Source organism: uncultured Caulobacter sp., assembly GCF_937900395.1.
GTDB lineage: Bacteria > Pseudomonadota > Alphaproteobacteria > Caulobacterales > Caulobacteraceae > Caulobacter.
In genome coordinates this window covers 1-18,654 of the sequence record NZ_CALCDX010000178.1, presented here as the reverse complement: position 1 = coordinate 18,654, position 18,654 = coordinate 1, and the positions used below count along the sequence as shown (strand labels likewise).

13 protein-coding genes are annotated in these 18,654 nt (G+C 69.8%); 10 read left to right on the top strand and 3 right to left on the bottom strand.

Annotated features, from left to right (window positions below):
• Positions 1-28: 28 nt before the first annotated feature.
• From Q0379_RS15550 to Q0379_RS15540, 3 genes are all read right to left on the bottom strand, one after another.
• A complete protein-coding gene (locus Q0379_RS15550) occupies positions 29-1,000 on the bottom strand; it encodes a FecR domain-containing protein (RefSeq protein ID WP_299010696.1) in 972 nt (323 codons plus the stop codon).
• On the bottom strand, positions 990-1,469 hold the full coding sequence (locus Q0379_RS15545; protein WP_299010693.1) for a sigma-70 family RNA polymerase sigma factor: 480 nt from the start codon (positions 1,467-1,469) through the stop codon (positions 990-992). The genes Q0379_RS15550 and Q0379_RS15545 overlap by 11 nt, the downstream gene beginning before the upstream one ends.
• Positions 1,470-1,567: 98 nt before the next feature.
• Positions 1,568-4,405 carry a TonB-dependent receptor gene (locus tag Q0379_RS15540; RefSeq protein ID WP_299010690.1) on the bottom strand — a complete coding sequence of 946 codons (2,838 nt, stop codon included), beginning with the start codon at positions 4,403-4,405 and terminating at the stop codon, positions 1,568-1,570.
• 757 nt (positions 4,406-5,162) lie between these two features.
• On the opposite strand from Q0379_RS15540, the gene Q0379_RS15535 reads away from it, so the two are divergent.
• The 10 genes from Q0379_RS15535 to Q0379_RS15490 form a co-directional block, all read left to right on the top strand.
• On the top strand, positions 5,163-5,633 hold the full coding sequence (locus Q0379_RS15535) for an Lrp/AsnC family transcriptional regulator (protein WP_013079586.1): 471 nt from the start codon (positions 5,163-5,165) through the stop codon (positions 5,631-5,633).
• A gap of 139 nt (positions 5,634-5,772) precedes the next feature.
• The gene (locus Q0379_RS15530; RefSeq protein WP_299010683.1) at positions 5,773-7,602 is read left to right on the top strand and encodes an amidohydrolase family protein; all 1,830 of its coding nucleotides are present in this window, start codon (positions 5,773-5,775) and stop codon (positions 7,600-7,602) included.
• 304 nt (positions 7,603-7,906) lie between these two features.
• The gene (locus Q0379_RS15525) at positions 7,907-10,993 is read left to right on the top strand and encodes a TonB-dependent receptor (protein ID WP_299010680.1); all 3,087 of its coding nucleotides are present in this window, start codon (positions 7,907-7,909) and stop codon (positions 10,991-10,993) included.
• A 158-nt stretch (positions 10,994-11,151) separates the two neighbouring features.
• Positions 11,152-12,621, top strand: coding sequence for an amidohydrolase (locus Q0379_RS15520; protein ID WP_299010677.1), 1,470 nt, complete (start codon positions 11,152-11,154; stop codon positions 12,619-12,621).
• A complete protein-coding gene (locus tag Q0379_RS15515; RefSeq protein WP_299010674.1) occupies positions 12,618-13,910 on the top strand; it encodes an amidohydrolase family protein in 1,293 nt (430 codons plus the stop codon). Before Q0379_RS15520 ends, Q0379_RS15515 begins: the two co-directional genes overlap by 4 nt.
• On the top strand, positions 13,894-15,024 hold the full coding sequence (locus Q0379_RS15510) for an amino acid ABC transporter substrate-binding protein (protein WP_299010671.1): 1,131 nt from the start codon (positions 13,894-13,896) through the stop codon (positions 15,022-15,024). Before Q0379_RS15515 ends, Q0379_RS15510 begins: the two co-directional genes overlap by 17 nt.
• On the top strand, positions 15,021-16,157 hold the full coding sequence (locus Q0379_RS15505; RefSeq protein ID WP_299010668.1) for an ABC transporter permease subunit: 1,137 nt from the start codon (positions 15,021-15,023) through the stop codon (positions 16,155-16,157). The genes Q0379_RS15510 and Q0379_RS15505 overlap by 4 nt, the downstream gene beginning before the upstream one ends.
• Positions 16,154-17,182, top strand: a complete 1,029-nt coding sequence (locus Q0379_RS15500) for an amino acid ABC transporter permease (RefSeq protein ID WP_299010665.1) — start codon at positions 16,154-16,156, stop codon at positions 17,180-17,182. The genes Q0379_RS15505 and Q0379_RS15500 overlap by 4 nt, the downstream gene beginning before the upstream one ends.
• Complete coding sequence (locus Q0379_RS15495) at positions 17,179-18,294, top strand: ATP-binding cassette domain-containing protein (RefSeq protein WP_299010662.1); 1,116 nt, start codon at positions 17,179-17,181, stop codon at positions 18,292-18,294. Before Q0379_RS15500 ends, Q0379_RS15495 begins: the two co-directional genes overlap by 4 nt.
• On the top strand, positions 18,291-18,654 hold a 364-nt coding region (locus Q0379_RS15490), incomplete at its 3' end, for a hypothetical protein (RefSeq protein WP_299010658.1). The genes Q0379_RS15495 and Q0379_RS15490, both read left to right, overlap by 4 nt.

Below are 18,654 nucleotides of genomic sequence, written 5' to 3'. Positions count from 1 at the left end.
GCGACGATCCTGTTGAAAAGTCTCGATTTTATCCGTGCCGAGACGATCTCTCGTCCGGAGATAGATTCAAGTCTCCGCTGGGGGTGAGCCGTGCGCGCACCGGCAGGAGGGCTTCTAGCGCCGCGCCGACGTCGTCCATCCGGCCGATATCCAGCGAGCCGGACAGGCGAAGGCGGGCGAGGGCGGGATCGGTCAGCGCGACCTTGCGGCCCGAGGCGCGCGATAGCCGTTCAGCCGCCTCGGACAGGCTGACATCGACGAGCACGACGCGGCCTTCGGTCCAGGCCGCGTCGGCCTTCGCGTCGCCCGCTTGAGCGCCGCCGCCGACCCCGGCCGCGCCGACATAGCGCTGGCCGGGACGTAGAACCACGCTGGCCGCGCCCGGCTGGCTGACGCGCAGCGAGCCCTCGACCAGTGACACCGTCAGGCGACCGCCGCCGGCCACGTTGAAGCGGGTGCCCAGCACGGTCAGCGTCCGGCCCGAGGTCGCCACCTCGAACGGCCGCGTCTTGTCGTGGGCGACCTCGAAGAAGGCGTCGCCAGCGTCCAGCGAGACATCGCGGGCGCGGGCCTTGAAGCGGGTTGTCAGGCGGCCGCCGGGGCTGAGCACGACATGGCTGCCGTCCGCCAGTGTCAAGCGGGCCGGGGCGTGCTCGGGCGCGGCATAGGTGTCGACCTGCGGCTGGACCTCCACAACCACGCCCACGACCAAGGCGGCGGCGAGCAGGGTGAGGCCCGCGATCAGCGGACGACGGTCCGGCGCGGCCGGGCGGTCCATACGCGCCTGACGGCGAACGTCGCGGCGCAGCACCCGAACGGTCGGTTCGTCGGCGGCCAGGCCCATCGCTAGCCACACCTCGCGCGTGCGGGCGATCTCTTCGCGAGCCTCGGCGGACGCGGTCGACCAGGCGTCCAGAGCGGCCTGCTCGGCGGCGGTCAGGTCTCGGGTCAGGCTGGCCGCCATCAAGCGGCGGGGATCGAGGTCTTGGTCAGGCGTCATGCGCGGTCTCGATAGCTTCGCGCAGGCGAGCCAGGGCGTTCATCATGTGCTTCTCGACGGCGCTCAGCGACAGGTTCAGCCGCGCGGCCGCCTCGGCTTGGGTCAGGTTCTCGAAGCGGCACAGCACGAAGACCGCGCGCGCATTCGGATGCAGGTCGTTCAGAGCCGCCACCAGCTTGGCCAGCCGTTCGCGTCCGGCCAGGGCCGCCTCCGCCGTGGGCTCGTCGGCGGGGAGGGCGGGATCGACCTCGACATGGCGTCCGCGCTGGCGCGAGCGCTGGTGACGCTCATGGTCGACCAGGGCGTTGGCGGCGACCGTGAACACCAGCCCGTCCGGATTGCCCCAGTGCAGGCGCGAGAACCGCTGCGACAGCCGCATGAAGACCTCCTGCGTCAGGTCCTCGGCGTCCTCAACCCCGACCGACCGGCGCTGGAAGAAACGCAGCAACGGACGACGATAGCGTGACACCAGCGCCTCAAAGCGCGGCGCCTCCAGTGGCGGGTTGGCAGGCGCTGAAGCGCTGGGCCTATCGGGCGGATCGGCGCGCGTGCCCGCGCCACGGAAGGTCAGAACGCCCATCTCATCCTCGCGGACAGGTACCGGCCCCAGTGATGGATCTCCATCGGCTGGTCGCGGGTCTCGCCATAGACGTAGCGGCGGGCGTCGGCCAGGTTGACGCTCTCCAGGGAAAGGGTGGCATGGCGATTCAGCCGCCACGAGGCCGCTCCGTCGAGCGATCCGAACGCCGCCGTGGTGGCCGGCGCCGTGACCGAACTGCCGATCGAGGTCAGGTAGGAGCCGCGCCAGTTGTAGCCGAGTCGCACCGAGCCCCGGCCCTTCTCGTAGAACACGAGCGCGCTCCAGGTTGAGCGCGACAGGCCCAGCAGCGCATCGCGGATCACCCGGTCGCCGGCGAAGTAGTTAGCTTGGCTGCGCACCAGGGTGGCCGCGCCCTGCAAGCCCAACCCGTCGAACGGCGCCGGCAGTTCGCGGAACACCCGACTGAAGGTGGCCTCCAGACCCTGCAGCCGCGCGTCGCCGCCGTTGACGTTGGTCGACAGCAGGATTTGGCCGCGCCCTGGAACGTCGATGAACGTGTTCTGGGCGGTGATGTAGTTGTCCAGCCGCCGGTCGAAAGCCGCCAGGCTGACTGCTCCGCCGCCGGGGAAGTACCACTCCAGCGAGACGTCCGCCTGGGTGGCCAGGAACGGGGCCAGCTCGGGATTGCCTCCATTGGCGGTCGGGGTGTCGCGCGCCAGGGTGATGCGCGGGGCGCTGTCGATGACGTTGGGCCGGTTGACCACCCGCGAGGCGGCCAGGCGCAGCAAGAGGTTCGAGGTTAAGTCGACCCGCAGGTTGGCGCTGGGCAGCCAGTCGCCATAGTCCTTGCGCCATTGGACGGGCAGCGAGTCGTCTCCGCTGGAGACCACCCCGACCGAGGTCTGGCGGGTGCGAGCGTAGCGCAGCCCGACATCGCCGCTGACCGGTCGGCCCAGCACGGCGGTGAAGTCATAGCGGGCATAGGCGGAGGTGATCGCCTCGCGCACCACGAACGAGTTGCGCAAGTCCGTCAGGGACGGCGCCTGGGCGGCGATCGCGGGCGTGTAGAGCAGGTCGTAGAAGGCGCGGGCCTTTGGCGCGACCCAGCGGCGCGGCAGGTCTGCCGGCGTCCCGGCCAGGAAGTCATCGAACGGCGTCCGGCCGTAGTACTGGGCTCCCAGATTGGTCAGGGGCGTGCCGACCAGGGCGTCCAGGTTCCAGTCGCGTCGCCGGTAGTCGCGCTTACGGTTGTGCGCTTCCCAGCCGAACGACAACTTGTAGTCGCCGAGGTCGCGGCGTGCGTCCAATCGGTAGAGCTGGTCGGTGTCGCGCGAGTCTTTCCAGGTGTAGTCGAAGGTCTGGCCAGCGAAACTGGCGGGATCGGCGTAGTCGCGTGTCGTACGCAGGGTAGGGCCGCCAGCCAGGCCGTGTCCGAAGTCGTACTCCAGCGGCGCGTAGAAGGCGACGCGGGCGCGGACCGTGCCCCGATCGTCCGGATGGTAGCTGCGCGCGCGGGAGAAGGCGTAGTCAGCGTCGACCGTCCAGGCGCCGTTCGTCCACTGTTCGTGCATGCCAAGGGCGAAAAGGTCGTGGCGGTTCAGGCTGGTCTCCTGCGAGGCCATCCAGCGGGCGTCCTCGATGATCCCGGCTTGCACCGTGTCGCCCTTGACGACCTGACTGCCCGGTACGAAGCGAGGGTTCGAGATCGAGGCGTCGTCCGGATAGATGTCCAGGCCGTACTCGTCGTAATGGGCGTCCAGACGCGTCGCCAGCAGGTCGATGTCCAGCCGCCATTGCGGCGATGGCCGCCACTGCAAGGTGAAGTCGCCCGACGCCATGCGGCGGTCTTCGAGCTCGATCGTCGGCCGCGTGCGCGTCGGGGTGTAGAGGCCGGGGCCGAGCACGCTGGTGAAGCGATTGAGGTTCCAGCCGGTCTGGTAGAGCCGGTCGTTGCGGATGCGCCGCCGCTCGATTACGCCGCCCGCCAGCAGGCCAAAACGCCCGCTGTCGTCGATCCAGCTCCACACGCCGGACACCGACGGATCGCGCCGATCGACGCGGCCCTCGGACATGCGCACCGATACGACCGAGCGCCGCCCGCGATCCAGCGGCTTGAACGTCCGCACGTCGATATTGCCGCCCAGCGCCCCCTCGTCCATGTCGGCGGTGGTGGACTTGGCGACCTCGATCTGGTCGATGACGTCAGCGGGAAGGACCTCGAAGCGGAACTGCCGCCCGCGGAAGCCGCCGTTCTCGACGAGGTCGTTCATGGCCAGCGGGCGGCCGTTCAGCAAGACGTTCTGGAACTGAGGACCCAGACCTCGGATGCTGACATAGAGGCCTACGCCTCGGTGCCGCTCCAGGCTGACGCCCGGCGCCAGCTGCAGCGCCTCGGCGGCGTTGGCGGCCGGCAGGCGGGCGATGTCCTCGGCGCTGACGGCGTCCAGCGCATAGGCCGATGCGCGCTTGAGGGCCAGGGACCGGCCGAGGCTGGCGGCGTAGGCAGCCGTGACGGTCACCGCCTCGACCTCGCTGGGCCGCGCATTTTCGGGCGCCGCCATCGGTCGCGGAGACTCGGCGCCGCTGCGTTTCTCGAGCACGAAGACGCCCCGTCGCACCTCGCGAACGCTGGCGCCTGTCTCGACCAGCAGCGCCTCGATCGCCGCCCGCGCCGACAGGCCTGGCGGCACGACCCGGCCGCTCCGGCCCGCAACCAGTTCTGGCGCGTAGAGGATCACGATGTCTCGTTCCGCCGCCAGTTTCACGAGATTGTCGCCGAGGCTGTTGGGCGCGCCGGCGATCGCCGCATGGGCCGGCAGGAGCGCGGCGACCCCGATCGCACAGATGCGGAAACAGGCGGACATGCCCGATGTGATGGCCCAAGGAAAGCTCGGGCCTGCTTATCGACCACCCATGACAGTTGGACGACAACTTCAATGGGTTGACCTGGCAAGACGACGCAGGCCATGCAGACCGAAAGCGGGCCGCTGGCCTAGACGTAGAGGGCGCCGGAGAATTGTCAGGCCGCCTAAACCTCTTCGCAGGCGCCTTCATGGCTTTGAGAAATCCCCGCGCTCACCATGAGGAGACCGCGAAAGTCGGCCTGAATTGGTGTGACGGTATCTTTGCGCGTCCGAGCGCCGATTTGGGGCCATTCGGCGACCGTCAACGCTCACGGACAGAAAGCTCAAGCCTCTGAAATACCAAGTGAAAATGTACAAGGTGGCGGATCGTGACGGTATTTTCGCCGCAGTCTCTCCAATCGGGCTGGCGTCGTTCCGCCTGTCAAGCTGGCTTCTGACTGGCTTTATGGCGCTTATGCTTGGCGTGAGCGCGACATTCTTGTTGGTCGCTCAGTACGCGCGGAAGGAGACAGTCTCTGGAGTTATCGAGCCTGCATACGGCGCTTTAAGGCTGAGCCTTTGCGGGCGGCCATGGCCCGAAGGTAGGGCGCCGGGCTCGCTGACGCTAGGCTTGGCTGTCATTCGCGGCCTTCGCGCGCTCGCTGCGTCTTGGGGCAATATCCCAAGAAATCGCCCCGTTGGTGGTGAAAATCCTTTACGTGGCCCGATCGGCGCGAAAGTCTCCGGCTCCTAGGCTGGGACTTGGGAGGGGTGAGCTATGGCGGACGGCGGGCTGGATCGCATCGATCGGCGTATCCTGGAGATCGTCCAGGAAGACGCCTCCCTGACCGTCAACGAGCTGGCCGAGGCGGTGGCCCTGTCGCAGAACGCCTGCTGGCGACGCCTCAAGCGCCTGGAGGACGAGGGCTATATCTTGAAGCGCGTGGCCCTGGTCGATCCGGTCAAGCTCGGCTCGGCCATGGTGGTCTTCGTCACCGTCCGCGCCGCCGAGCACAGCGATGAATGGCTCGCCGCCTTCGCCGGGGCCGTGCGCACCATCCCCGAGGTCGTCGAATTCTACCGGATGAGCGGCGAGGTCGATTATCTCCTGAAGCTGCGCGTCAAGGACATCGCCGCCTATGACGGAGTCTATCGCCGGCTGATCAAGGCCGTGCGCCTGCTCGACATCAGCTCCGCCTTCGCCATGGAGGAGATGAAGTTCACCACCGCCGTGCCGATCGCTCTCTGAGCGGGCAAGCGCCTGCGCCCCCCGCAACCGAGAAAAAATGGGGTCGCCCGCCCAAGTTTTTCGGTGGGGCGATCGCCGCGTCCGCCGTCTAAGAGCACCGGCGCCGGGGCGCGCCAGGCAACAGGAGCGGGTAAGAGCGATGGGCAAGACCAAGCAAGGCCGGGCAGGGCGGATCGTGGGCGCGGCCTCGGCCCTGGCCCTGGTGATCGGCGCGAGCCTGATCGCTCCGCAGCCGGTCCAGGCGCGCGCCGCCGCTTCGGCGTCCGCCAGCGCCGCCCGCCCGGTCGTCATTGTCGGGGCCATCGTCTTCGACGCCACCGGCGCCCCGCCGCGCCCGGCCACCGTGGTCATCGAGGACGGCCGTATCACCGCCGTCGGCCCTAAGGTCAAGATCCCGCGCGGGGCCCAGGTCATCGACGCCAAGGGCCAGGCGCTGTTGCCCGGCTTCTTTGACCTTCACACCCACTGGACCGGCGGCGGGGTTCCTGCCACCACCCCACAGATCGCCACGGCCTACGTTTCGGCCGGGGTGACCACGGTCAACGACTTCAACGCCGCGCCCGAATCCTTCGCCCCGCGCCGGGCCTGGCTTTCGACCCTGGTCGCGCCACACGTCAATTTCGCCGCCCGGGTCAGCACGCCCGGCGGCCACGGGGCCGACTGGGCCGACACCGCCACCACCAAGTGGGTCAACACCCCCGAGGCGGCGCGCGCCGCCATCCAGGCCCTGGCCCCCTACAAGCCCGACCTGATCAAGGCCTTCACCGACGGCTGGCGCTACGGCTCCTCGCCCGACAACACCAGCATGGATGGCTGGACCCTTTCGGCGCTGGTCGAGGAGGCCCACAAGCAGAACCTCAAGGTCTTCACCCACACCGTCACCGTCGAGCGCGGCGCGGTGGCCGGCAAGGCCGGGGTCGACGTCATCACCCACAGCCTGCAGGACCGGCTGATCGACGACGAGGCCCTGGCCGTCATCAAGGCCGGCGGCACGGCCGACACCCCGACCCTGGCCGTCTACGAGCCGGTCAAGCCTGGCGAGCCGGCCCGCGACCCGGCCGATCCCAAGAACCGCCAGAGCTTCCGCAAGTTCGACTTCGCCCTGGCCAACGCCAAGCGCCTGCATGGCGCCGGCGTCACCCTGGGCCTGGGCACCGACGCGGGCATGCCGGGCACGCCGCATGGCGCCTCGACCCTGCACGAGATGGAGCTCCTGGTCCGTGCGGGCCTGACGCCCAGCCAGGCGCTGATAGCCGGCACCGCCGACAGCGCCAGGCTGATGAACCTTTCGGCCGATCGCGGGACGATCGCGGTTGGCCAGCGCGCCGATCTGGTTTTGATCAAAGGCGAGCCCTGGAAGACCATCGCCGACGTGCGCAACACCGACCGGGTGTTGATCGACGGCAAGCTGGTCTATGGCCCCGGCGCGCCGCCGATGACCGCCAACCAGGCGACCCGCCCGCCGACCATCGCCGCCAAGGCCCTGATCGACGACTTCGAGCGCCCTGACCGCCGCTCCAGCCTCGACACCCTGCGCACCGACGATCCGGATGGCGGCATGGACCGCACCGTCGAGATCAGCCAGACCATCGCTCGGGGGACGCAAGGCCGGGCCCTGTCGCTGTCGGCCCGCATGGCGGTCAAGGCCAAGCCCAGCGCCGGGGTGATCATTCCCCTGAGCCGCGGCTCGATCACGCCGGTCGACGCCAGCGCCTTCAAGGGCGTGCGCTTCGAGGCGCGCGGCGACGGCGCCTATGCGCTGGGCGTCACCACGACCAGCGGGCGCTGGTCGGCGCCGTTCACCGCCGGGGCCGACTGGCGCGCGGTCGAGATCCCGTTCTCGGCCCTTACGGCCGCGCGCGGCAAGGGCGAATGGACCGCCAAGGACCTGACCGAGGTCGAGCTGATGGGCGGCCGCTCAGCCGGCGAGACCCTGTGGCTCGAGATCGACAACGTCAGCTTCTACTAGCGCCAGCACCTAGCGTCAGTCCGGCGCGCGGCGGGCCGAGCCTCCCGCCGCGCAATTGAGTTTCCCTGGCGCCGCTGCGCCAAAAACTGCCGCGCCTCGCAAACTCTACCGGTTTAGTGGGGCTTCGGTGGCGGGCGGCGCCCGCTTCGTGGGCGATCGGCGCCCAGCAGCCAGGCAACGACAAAAACGGCGATTTTCTGGCCGAGGGCAGGTGGGGCAACGCCCCGCCCATCCGTCTCAGAAGCTGTCGATCGAGAACGGCGAAAGCCTGCCGGCGGCGCACGCTAGACCTGAGGGGGTTATCATGAACCATCGCTTCCAACGCGCCAGCCGGGCGCTGCTCCTGACCGGCGCCGCCAGCCTCTTGGGCGCGGGCCTGGCCCACGCCCAGGCTCAAGCCCCGGCCAGCGCGCCGCCGCAGGACGCCGCCACCGTCGAGGAGGTGATCGTCGTCGGCACCCAGATCGCCGGCTCCAAGGTCACCGCCGCCGTGCCGGTCACCGTCGTCGACGCCGCCCAGATCGCCACCACCGGCGCGGTCTCGGGCGATGACCTGCTGCGCTCGGTGCCGCAGATGGGCAATGTCACCTTCAACAGCACCAATGGCGCGACCAGCAGCAACTTCGCCCGCGGCGACGTCGGCTCGATCAACCTGCGCGACCTGGGCGTCGGCAACACCCTAGTGCTGCTCAACGGCCGCCGGGTCGTCACTTGGCCGGGCACCCAGGCCGATTCCAACCTCGCCCCGGTGCTGACCACCAACTCCAACACCCTGCCAGTTTCGGGCATCCAGCGCCTGGAAGTGCTGCGCGACGGGGCCGCGGCCCTCTATGGCGCGGACGCCGTGGCCGGCGTGCTCAACACCGTGCTGCGCGACGATCTCGACGGTGGGACCGTCACAGTGCGCTACGGCGGCGCCGAAGGCACGTCGATGCGTGACTTCAACCTCAACTTCGCCGTCGGCCAGAACTTCAAGGACGGGCGCGGCAACGTCACCCTGTCGGCCGACTACGCCTATCGCAGCGCGCTGAAGTCGACCGACCTCGACTACACCGCCAGCGGCGACAAGCGCCCGCTGTTCGCGGGCACCAGCTTCGCCGGCTCAAACACGCTCGATCGCCGCAGCACGCTCAGCCCGTGGGCCGACCTGACGGTGATCGGCCAGACCGGCGCGGTGCGCCAGGGCACGACCAACCTGACCACCGCCGCCGGGGTCTTCCACATCCAGCCGACCGCCGACGGCTCGTGCGGCTCGGTGCTGGCCGGCGGCATCTGCATCGGCACCGGCACGCGCGCCACCTCCGGCGCGGCCCGCGACACCCGCTCGGACGCCCAATCGGTCTATGGCCTGTCGGTCATGCCCAAGATGCGCCGCACCAACCTCTTCAGCACCTGGCGCTATGACCTGACCGACGACGTCACCGCCTACGGGGAGCTTGGCTACTACATCTCCGACACCCACAGCGTGCAGGACGGGGTGTTCACGATCGGCTCGACCAAGATCGCCATCCCCGCGTCCAACTACTGGAACCCGTTCGGCCCGGTGACCTTCGCTGACGGCACCGTCAATCCCAACCGCCTGGCCAACCTCAACATTCCGGCGTCAGGCCGCGCCGTCAGCCTGACCAATTACCGGTTCGGCGACCTGGGCCCGACCAATGTCGACGTCAAGGGCAAGCAGGTGCGGGTGCTCGGCGGGCTGAAGGGCAATGCCTACGGCTTCCGCTGGGACAGCGCGCTGCTCTACACCGAGGCCGGCGTCACCGACGTCCAGGACGGCGTCAGCTCCACAGCCCTGCAAAAGCAGCTCGCCCTGTCGACTCCCGACGCCTACAACCCGTTCAATGGCGGCAGCGCCAGCAACCCGACCGGGATCGACGGTACGCCCAGCTCCAAGGCCGCCCTCGATGCCATCCGCGTCAAGACCTACCTGAAGGGCCGCTCGACCCTGGCCCAATGGGACTTCAAGGTCTCCAAGGCCGACCTCCTGGCCCTGCCGGCCGGCGACCTTGGCCTGGCGGCCGGCGTCGAGCTGCGCCGCGAGACGATCAGCGACAACCGCGACGCCCGCGTCGACGGCACGATCAAGTTCACCGACGCGGTGACCGGCGAGGTCCAGACCTCGGACCTCTTTGGCGTCAGTCCGACCCCCGACTCCAAGGGCTCGCGCAAGGTCGCCTCGGCCTATGCGGAACTGGCCGTGCCGGTGGTCTCGCCGGACATGAACGTGCCCCTGGTGCGCAATGTCGAGGTGCAGCTGGCCGGCCGATATGAGCACTACAGCGACTTTGGCGACGTCGCCAAACCCAAGGTCGCCCTGGCCTGGGACCTTTTCGACGGCGTGCGGGTGCGCGGCTCTTATTCCAAGGGCTTCCGCGCCCCCAACCTCCTGCAGGTCAATTCCTCGATCGTCACCCGCGGCAACACCCGCACCGACTACATCTTCTGCGAGGCCGACCTGCGGGCCGGCCGGATCTCGAGCTTCAGCGCCTGTTCGGCCTCGATCGTCGCCACCGCCCAGCGGGCCGGCAATCCCGACCTGAAGGCCGAGACCTCCGAAAGCCAGTCGATCGGTCTTGTCTTGCAGCCGAAGTTCATTCCGAGTGAACTGGGCCGGTTCACCCTGACCGTCGATGTCTGGGACACCAAGCAGAACGGCATTATCGGGGTGTTTGGCGAAGGTAACGCCCTGATCCTCGACTACCTGCTGCGCGTCCAGGGCTCGAGCAACCCCAATGTCATCCGCCTGGCCCCCACCGCCGACGACATCGCCCGCACCAACGGCACGGGTCTGGCCGCCGTCGGCCAAGTGACCTACGTCAAGGACCAGTACCAGAACCTCAATCCGCAGGACGTCCGCGGCCTCGACGTCAGCCTCAACTGGCGCCTGCACGGCACGCGGTTTGGCGACTTCGACGCCGACATCAATGTCGCCCACTTCAACAAGTTCTACCGCCAGCCCTCGGCCGAGATCGCCGAACTGCTCGCCGCTCGCCAGGCCGGCAAGATCAACGCCGGCACGTCGATCACCGGCGGCGGCGACCTCCTGCGCCAGAACGGCACGCCCAAGACCAAGGTCTCGGCCTCGCTGACCTGGCGCTACGAGCAGCTGACCGTGGGCGCCTTCACCAAGTACATCTCCTCGATGGACGACACCTCGCTGCTGGCGACCGACGGCACGCCCTGGCAGGTCGAAAGCCAAGTGACCGGCAACCTCTATGGCCAGTGGGCGGTCGGCAAGGGGCGGCTGGAAGGCTCCAAGATCCGCCTGGGCGTCAATAACATCACGAACGAGAACCCGCCGCTGGCCTCGGGGACCTACGGCTATCTCGGGGCCGTCTACCAGCCCTACGCCCGCTACTGGTACCTGAGCCTCAGCAAGTCGTTCTAGCCACGCGGCGAGGAGCTCCGGGCGGACCTCCCCAGGGGCGTCCGAATCTTCGCCTCGGCCCGCCGGACGCCCTCTGCCCAGGGCGTCCGGCGGGCGCCCACTCTTCCGCTTCTCTTTTGATCAAGGACCGCCCGCGTTCGGCGGCGTCAGGAGATCCCGTGTCACACCCGTCGAGACTGGCCAGCGCCGCCGCGCCGCGTCGCCGCGTCCCCTGGCTGGCGCTAAGCGCCTCGCTGCTGCTGGCCGCCTGCGCGACGACGCCTCCGCCCAAGCCCCAGGCCGAAGCAGCCCCGCGCCCGGCCGCCCCGCCGCCCAAGGGTCTGGTTCCAGTTCGCGATCCCTATCCGAGTACTTACAAAGCTCCGGCCTCGGGCCTGACGGCCATCGTCAACGCCAACATCTACACCGGCGCGGGCCAGAAGATCCTCGGCGGCATGGTGGTGTTCGACGCCGGCAAGATCGTCTCGGTCGGCCCGGCCGCCGCGCCGCCCGCCGGCGCCAAGGTCATCGACGCGAAGGGCCGCTGGGTCACCCCCGGGCTGATCGACGCCCACTCGCACCTGGGGGTCTTTCCGGCTCCGGCGGTCACCGGCCAGGTGGACGTCAACGAGAACATCGACCCCAACACCGGTTATGTCTGGGCCGAGCACAGCGTCTGGCCCCAGGACGCGGGCTTCGAGCGGGCCCGGGCCGGCGGCGTTACCAGTCTCCTGATCCTGCCGGGCTCGGCCAACCTCTTTGGCGGCCGCACCGTGGCCCTTAAGAACATCCCGGCCGTCACCGCCCAGGCGATGAAGTTTCCCGGCGCGCCGTACGGCCTGAAGATGGCCTGCGGCGAAAACCCCAAGGGCCGCTATGGCTCGCGCGGCCGCACGCCGGCCACGCGCATGGGCAATGTCGCTGGCTATCGTCGCGGCTGGATCGAGGCGGCCGACTACGGCAAGCGCTGGGCCGCTTACGACAAGAAAACCGCCAAGGGGGAGGGGGGCGAGCCGCCCAAGCGCGACCTGACCCTCGACACCCTGTCGGGCGCCCTGAACGGTGAGCTCCTGGTGCAGAACCACTGCTACCGGGCCGACGAGATGGCCAACCTGATCGATGTCTCCCACGAGTTCGGCTACCACATCACGGCCTTCCACCACGCGGTCGAGGCCTACAAGATCGCCCCGCTGCTCGCCCGCGAGGGCATCTGCGCGGCCGTCTGGTCGGGCCGCTGGGGCTTCAAGATGGAGGCCTATGACGGCATCGAGGAAAACGCGGCCCTGCTGACCAAGGCCGGGGTCTGCGTCTCGCTGCACTCGGACGATCCCAACATCATCCAGCGCCTCAATCGCGAGGCCGCCGTCGCCCAGGCCGCCGGCCGCCGGGCCGGCATCGACATTCCCGACGAAGTGGCCATCGAGTGGATCACGCTGAACTCCGCCAAGGTCATGGGCGTAGCTGACCGCACCGGCTCCCTGGAACCCGGCAAGATGGCGGACATCGTGCTGTGGAGCGCCGATCCCTTGAGTATCTACGCGCTGGCCGACCTGGTGTTCATCGACGGCGCCGTGCAGTTCGATCGCCAGGCGCCGCGCCGCCCGTCCGACTTCGAGCTCGGCCAGAACCGCGGAGACCTCGCCCAATGAAGCCGATCGTTCCCCTGCTGGCCGGGCTGCTGGCCGCCTCCGCGCTCAGCGCCTCGGCCTTGGCCGCGCCCGCCACAGCCATCATCCACGCCCGGCTCCTGACCATGGGTCCGGCTGGCGAGATCGCCGATGGAACGGTGATCCTCCGCGATGGCAAGATCCTCGCCGTCGGCAAGGGCCTGGCCCCGCCGGCCGGAGCCAGCGTCGTCGACGCCAAGGGCGCCATCGTCACCCCCGGCCTTTTCGCGCCCAACACGGTCCTGGGCGTGCGCGAGGTCAATTCGGTCAAGGGGACCGATGACGCCAAGAGCGCGTCTTCCGATCTCGGCGCGGCCTTCGATCCGCAATATGGCCTCAACCCCGACACCACCCTCGTGCCCGTCGCGCGGCTGGGCGGCGTCACCCGCGCCATCGTCGTGCCGGCCCCGGGCGGCGACGGCGAGGGCGGCGGCGCCGACGACGGCGACGGGGCGCTGTTCGACGGCCAGGTCCTGGCCATCCGCCTGGCCGGCGATCTGCTGGTGAGGCCCCGCCTGGCCGTGGCCATGCGCTTTGGCGAGAACGGCGCGGGCGGCTCGCGCGGGGCCGAGATCGGTCTCCTGCGCGCCCGCCTCGAGGAGGTGCGCCTCTACAAGCAAAACCGCGCCGCCTACGACCGCGGCGAGCTGCGCGAGCTGAAGCTGTCGCGCCAGGATCTCGAGGCCCTGATCCCGGTCGTCGAGGGGCGCGAGCCGCTCTTGGTCACCGTCCATCGCGCCGCCGACATCCGCCAGGTGCTGGCCTTCGCCCGCGAGCAGCGCCTGAAGGTGATCCTCAACGGGGCCGAGGAGGGCTGGCGGGTGGCGAATGAGATCGCCGCCGCCAAGGTCCCGGTGATCCTCAACGCCACAGCCGACCTGCCGCGCAGCTTCGAGATCGTCGGGGCCAGCCTGCAGAACGCCGCCAAGCTGCGCGCCGCCGGCGTCGAGATCGCCATCGTCAGCCCCGATCCGGCCCATCGGGTGCGCGAACTGCGCTACGAGGCCGGCTCGGCCGTCGCCCAGGGGCTTCCTTACGCCGCGGCTTTGGAGGCGATCACCATCGCCCCGGCCCGGATCTTTGGCCTCGCCGACCAGCTGGGCTCGCTGCAGCCAGGCAAAGCCGGCGACCTCGTGATCTGGGACGGCGACCCGCTCGAGCCGCGCAGCCTGCCGACCGCCATCTATGTCGATGGCCAAGCCCAGCCGCTGCGCTCGCGGGCGCTCGATCTGCGCGATCGCTACGAGAGCGGCGATGGCGCGCCGCGCTAGGGGGCTGGCGGCGCTGGTCGCCGCCAGCCTGCTCGCCGGCCCGCTCGTCGGCCTCCTGGCCGGCTGTGGCGATCCGGGCAGCGCCGTCGATGGCCCGCCGCCCAAGGCGGTCGGGGTCGAGGGCGCCCCCGTGGCGCTGGGCGCGACCGGGGCCGGGCAGGGGCGGACGCTGGCCGCCGTCCGGGCCCGCGGCTATCTGGTCTGCGGCGTCCAGCAGGGGTTGATCGGCTTTGCCTATGCCGACAACACCGGCCGCTGGCGCGGGTTCGACACCGATTTTTGCCGCGCCACCGCCGCAGCGATTTTCGGCCGCGCCGACGCCGCCCGCTTCACGCCGACCTCCTCGACCGAGCGCCTGACCGTGCTGCAGGCCGGTGAGGTCGACGTCCTCTGGCGCAACACCTCGGCGACCTTCTCGCGCGACGCCAAGTTCGATTTCGCGGGGGTCAACTATTACGACGGCCAGGCCTTCCTGGTTCGCAAGGCGCTGGGCGTCACCCACGCGGCGCAGCTGAATGGGGCGCGGATCTGCATCCAGACCGGCTCGACCAGCGAGATGAACCTCACCGACTATTTTAGGGCCCACAAGCTGACCTACGAGCCGGTGGTGTTCGACACCGAGGACAAGGCCCGCGCGGCCTATGGCCGCGAGCAGTGCGACGTCTATACCGCCGACCTCTCCAACCTCGCCGCCGCCCGCGCCACCCTGGCCCGTCCCGGCGACCACCTGATCCTGCCCGAGGTGATCTCCAAGGAACCCCTGGGCCCGGTGGTGCGCCAAGGCGACGACGCCTGGGGCAATGTCGTACGCTGGACGCTGAACGCCATGATCCTGGCCGAGGAGCTGGGCGTGACCTCGGCCAATGTCGAGGCCCTGCGCGCCCACAGCGACAATCCCGAGATCCGCCGCCTGCTCGGGGCCGAGCCGGGCTATGGGGCAATGATCGGCCTGTCCGACGACTTCGCTTTCCAGATCATCCGACAGGTCGGCAACTACGGCGAGGTCTTCGCCCGCAACCTGGGGCCTGCGACGCCCCTGAAGATCGAGCGCGGCCTCAACGCCCTGTGGAACGCGACCCCGCCGGGCCTCCTCTACGCCCCGCCGATGCGATGAGCCGCCCGCCCGCCGTCCCGCTCACGCGCCAGCGCCTGGCCAGCCTCGCCTGGCAGGGCCTGGCCCTGGCCGCCGTCCTCGCCCTCTTGGCGCTGCTGGCCCGCAACGGCGCGGCCAATCTGCGTGCCAGCGGCCTGGCCTCGGGCTTTGACTTCCTGGGCCGGGCCGCCGGTTTCGACATCGCCGAGACGCCGATCACCTATTCGCCGCGCGACAGCAACGCCAAGGTCTTGCTGGTCGGGGCGCTGAACACCTTGAAGGTCACGGGGTTGGGCGCGATCCTGGCCAGCCTGCTGGGCCTGGCCTTTGGCGTGGCCCTGCGAGCCAGGTCCGGACCGGTCCGGATCCTGGCCCAGGGCTATGTCGAGCTCTTTCGCAACATCCCGCTGCCGGTGCTGCTCTTGGTGCTCTACAGCCTGCTGGCCATGGCCCCGCCGCCGCGCGCCGCGATCGATCTTTTCGGTCTGGGCTTTGTCAGCAACCGCGGTCTCTACCTGCCGCGCCTCGACTGGCGATGGGGAGAGGGCGGGGCGCTGGCCGGGGCGCTCCTGGCGCTGGCGGCCCTGGTCGCCATCTGGCGCCGGGCGCCCAGCCGCCGCGCGGCCCAGGTGCTGAGCTTTGGCTGGCTGGGCTTTTGCGGCCTTGGCCTGGTTCTGTCGGTCTCGGGCCTGGAGCTTCCCCGCGCCCAGGGCTTTGGCTTCGTCGGCGGGCAGGTCGTCTCGCCGCCGCTGCTGGCCCTGGTCGGGGGGCTTGGGCTCTATACTGGAGGCTATATCGCCGAGGTCGTGCGCGGGGCCCTGGCGGCAATCGCCCCCGGCCAGGCCGAGGCCGCCCAGGCGCTGGGGCTCTCGCCGGCCCAGACCCTGATGCTGATCACCCTGCCGCAGGCCCTGCGGGTGGCCGCCCCGCCGCTGGCCAGCCAGTATCTCAATCTCGCCAAGAACGCCTCCCTGGCCATCATCGTCGGCTATCCCGATCTCGTCGCTCTGCTCGGCGGCACGGTGCTCAACCAGACCGGCCAGGCGATCGAGACCCTGGGCCTGATCCTGGTCTTCTACCTGGCGCTCAGCCTGTCGATCAGCGGCCTGATCAACCTGTGGGCCGCGCGCCAGGCGCGCTGGGCGGTGCGATGAGCCGCGTCGGCCAAGAGCATCCCTGGGGCCGCTGGGCGACCTGGGCGCTGGTCGCCGCGCTCGCCGTGGTGCTGGCCGGACCGGCTCTGCGCTGGTTGATCCTCGACGCCACCTGGACCGGCGACAGCCGCGCGGCCTGCGATCCGGCCGGGGCCTGCTGGGCGATGATCACCGCCCGCGCCCCGCAGATCCTGATCGGCTTCTATCCGCCAGGCCACGGGGTCCGCGTTCTGCTCGCCGTCCTGGCCCTGGCGGCCGGGCTTTCGCCGCTCGCCCTGCCGCGCCGCGCCGGTCTCACCCTGGTCACCGCTCCGCTCGGCGCCGTGGTCTGCCTGGCCCTCATGGGCGGGGCGCGGCTGCTGCCCAGCGTGCCCAGCGCCTATTGGGGAGGCCTCGCCCTCAACCTGATCGTCGGCGCGGTCTGCGCCATTTTCGCCCTGCCGCTCGGCGTGCTCCTGGGTTTGGCCCGCCAAAGCCCCTTGCCTGTTATCCGTCTGCTGGCCAGCGCCTATGTCGAGACCGCGCGGGCCGCGCCGCTGATCGTAGTGCTGTTCGCCGCCGCGGTGCTGGGCCCGCTGCTGTTACCGCCGGCCCTGCCGCTCGACAAGCTTGGCCGGGCCATGGTCGCCATCACCCTGTTCGAGGCCGCCTACATGGCCGAGGCCGTGCGCGGCGGCCTGATGGCCGTGCCCCAGGGCCAGCGCGAGGCGGCCCGAGCCCTGGGGCTTGGCCCGGTGCGCGCGCTTTGCGATGTCGTCCTGCCCCAGGCCCTGCGCACCGCGACCCCGGCCCTGGTCAACAGCTTCATCGGCCTCCTGAAGGACACCAGTCTGCTCTATGTGATCGGCGTCCTCGACATTACCGGCGTTCTGCGCAACGCCGTCAGCGACTTTGCCTGGCAGGGGCTGGAGCCGGAGGCCTACCTCTTCGTGGGCCTGTCGTTCTGGCTCCTGTGCTTTGGCTTGTCGCGCGCGGCCGCCGCCCTGGAACGCCGCCTCCAGATCGCTCCCCGGAGTCCCGCATGACCAAGGCGATGATTGAGATCGAAAATCTCCAGAAGGGGTACGGTGACCAGCCGGTGTTGCGCGGCCTGGATCTGACCGTAACCGCCGGCGAGAAGGTCGTGGTCCTGGGGCCCTCGGGCTCGGGCAAGTCGACCCTGATCCGCACGATCAACGGCTTGGAGCCGCATCAAGGCGGGACCATCCGCGTCGATGGCCAGGATCTCTCGGCCCGCGGACGGGAAGGGGCCAGCGCCCGCCGCGCCAGCGGCATGGTCTTCCAGGCCTTCAATCTCTTTCCGCATCTGACCGTCCTCGACAACTGCGTCCTGGCCCCGATGCGGGTGCTGGGCCTGTCGCGCGCCGAGGCCAAGGAGCGGTCCATGGCCCTGCTGGAGCGGGTGCGCATCGCCGGCCATGCCGACAAGTACCCGGTCCAGCTGTCGGGCGGGCAGCAGCAGCGCGCCGCCATCGCCCGGGCCCGGGCCCAACTCGACAGCTACCGTGCCGCCATGTTTGTCAGCGGCAACGCAGTGGACTACTTTTTTGAACAAAAAGAGCCTCTAGCGCTTACGAAACCTGCGCCATCAGCTATTAAAACAAGAGCATGGGCACCTGGCCCCGGAACCCTGCGTGCACTGTTGCGCGCGGGGGTTCCGCTCGACTGCATCGACAGCCCGGCGCCCGATGCAACGCAGTTCGACTCGGAATCCCTGTGGCAGCAGGTGGCGACACAGGTGCGCGCAGGCGACCGCATTCTCATCGTGCGCGGCTGCTCCGAGGGGGCCGAGCCAGGCCCCGGCATCGGGCGCGACTGGCTGGCCCGCCAGATCGAGCAGGCGGGCGCCACGGTGGAGTTTGTGGTGGCCTACACACGGGGTGCGCCGCGCCTCACCCCCGAACAGACCACGCTGGCCCATGCAGCGGCAGGCGACGGTTCGTGGTGGCTGCTCAGCAGCTCTGAAGCGCTTGCGCACCTGGCCAGCGCCGCACCCGGCCTGGCACTGCACACAGCGCGCGCGCTGGCCACGCACCCACGCATTGCACAGGCAGCGCGTGCCGCCGGGTTTGGCAGCGTGCACGAATGCCGGCCCGCACTGGATGACGTGGTGGCCTCGATAGAATCGGCGGCATGAGCCTCGTGCCCCCCACCGATTCTTCTGCTCCAGCCGCTCCAGGCAACCCGGTGACCGCTGCTCCGCCCGGCGCTGGCCCGGCGGTGGGCGTCGCACCCACGGCATCGCTGCGGCACACCGGCACCTATCTTCTGGGCGCGGTGGCCATTGCCGCCCTGGTCAGCAGCGGCCTGCTCTGGCAGAAGCTCAACACCATCCAGGAGCAACTTGCTCGCCAGTCGGCTGATGCGGGAGCCCAGGCCATCGAGGCCCGCGCCATGGCGCACCAGGCCCAAGAACTGGTGCGCGACACAGCCGCCCGCCTCTCGGTCACGGAAGCCCGGGTGGGCGAGGTGGCGCTGCAACGCAGCCAGCTCGAAG

Excerpts from the sequence above, each read along its gene's own strand:
- Q0379_RS15550 (WP_299010696.1), bottom strand. The coding sequence starts at position 1,000 with ATGACGCCTGACCAAGACCTCGATCCCCGCCGCTTGATGGCGGCCAGC.
- Q0379_RS15540 (WP_299010690.1), bottom strand. The coding sequence starts at position 4,405 with ATGTCCGCCTGTTTCCGCATCTGTGCGATCGGGGTCGCCGCGCTCCTG.
- Q0379_RS15535 (WP_013079586.1), top strand. The coding sequence starts at position 5,163 with ATGGCGGACGGCGGGCTGGATCGCATCGATCGGCGTATCCTGGAGATC.
- Q0379_RS15530 (WP_299010683.1), top strand. The coding sequence starts at position 5,773 with ATGGGCAAGACCAAGCAAGGCCGGGCAGGGCGGATCGTGGGCGCGGCC.
- Q0379_RS15525 (WP_299010680.1), top strand. The coding sequence starts at position 7,907 with ATGAACCATCGCTTCCAACGCGCCAGCCGGGCGCTGCTCCTGACCGGC.
- Q0379_RS15515 (WP_299010674.1), top strand. The coding sequence starts at position 12,618 with ATGAAGCCGATCGTTCCCCTGCTGGCCGGGCTGCTGGCCGCCTCCGCG.
- Q0379_RS15510 (WP_299010671.1), top strand. The coding sequence starts at position 13,894 with ATGGCGCGCCGCGCTAGGGGGCTGGCGGCGCTGGTCGCCGCCAGCCTG.
- Q0379_RS15505 (WP_299010668.1), top strand. The coding sequence starts at position 15,021 with ATGAGCCGCCCGCCCGCCGTCCCGCTCACGCGCCAGCGCCTGGCCAGC.
- Q0379_RS15500 (WP_299010665.1), top strand. The coding sequence starts at position 16,154 with ATGAGCCGCGTCGGCCAAGAGCATCCCTGGGGCCGCTGGGCGACCTGG.
- Q0379_RS15495 (WP_299010662.1), top strand. The coding sequence starts at position 17,179 with ATGACCAAGGCGATGATTGAGATCGAAAATCTCCAGAAGGGGTACGGT.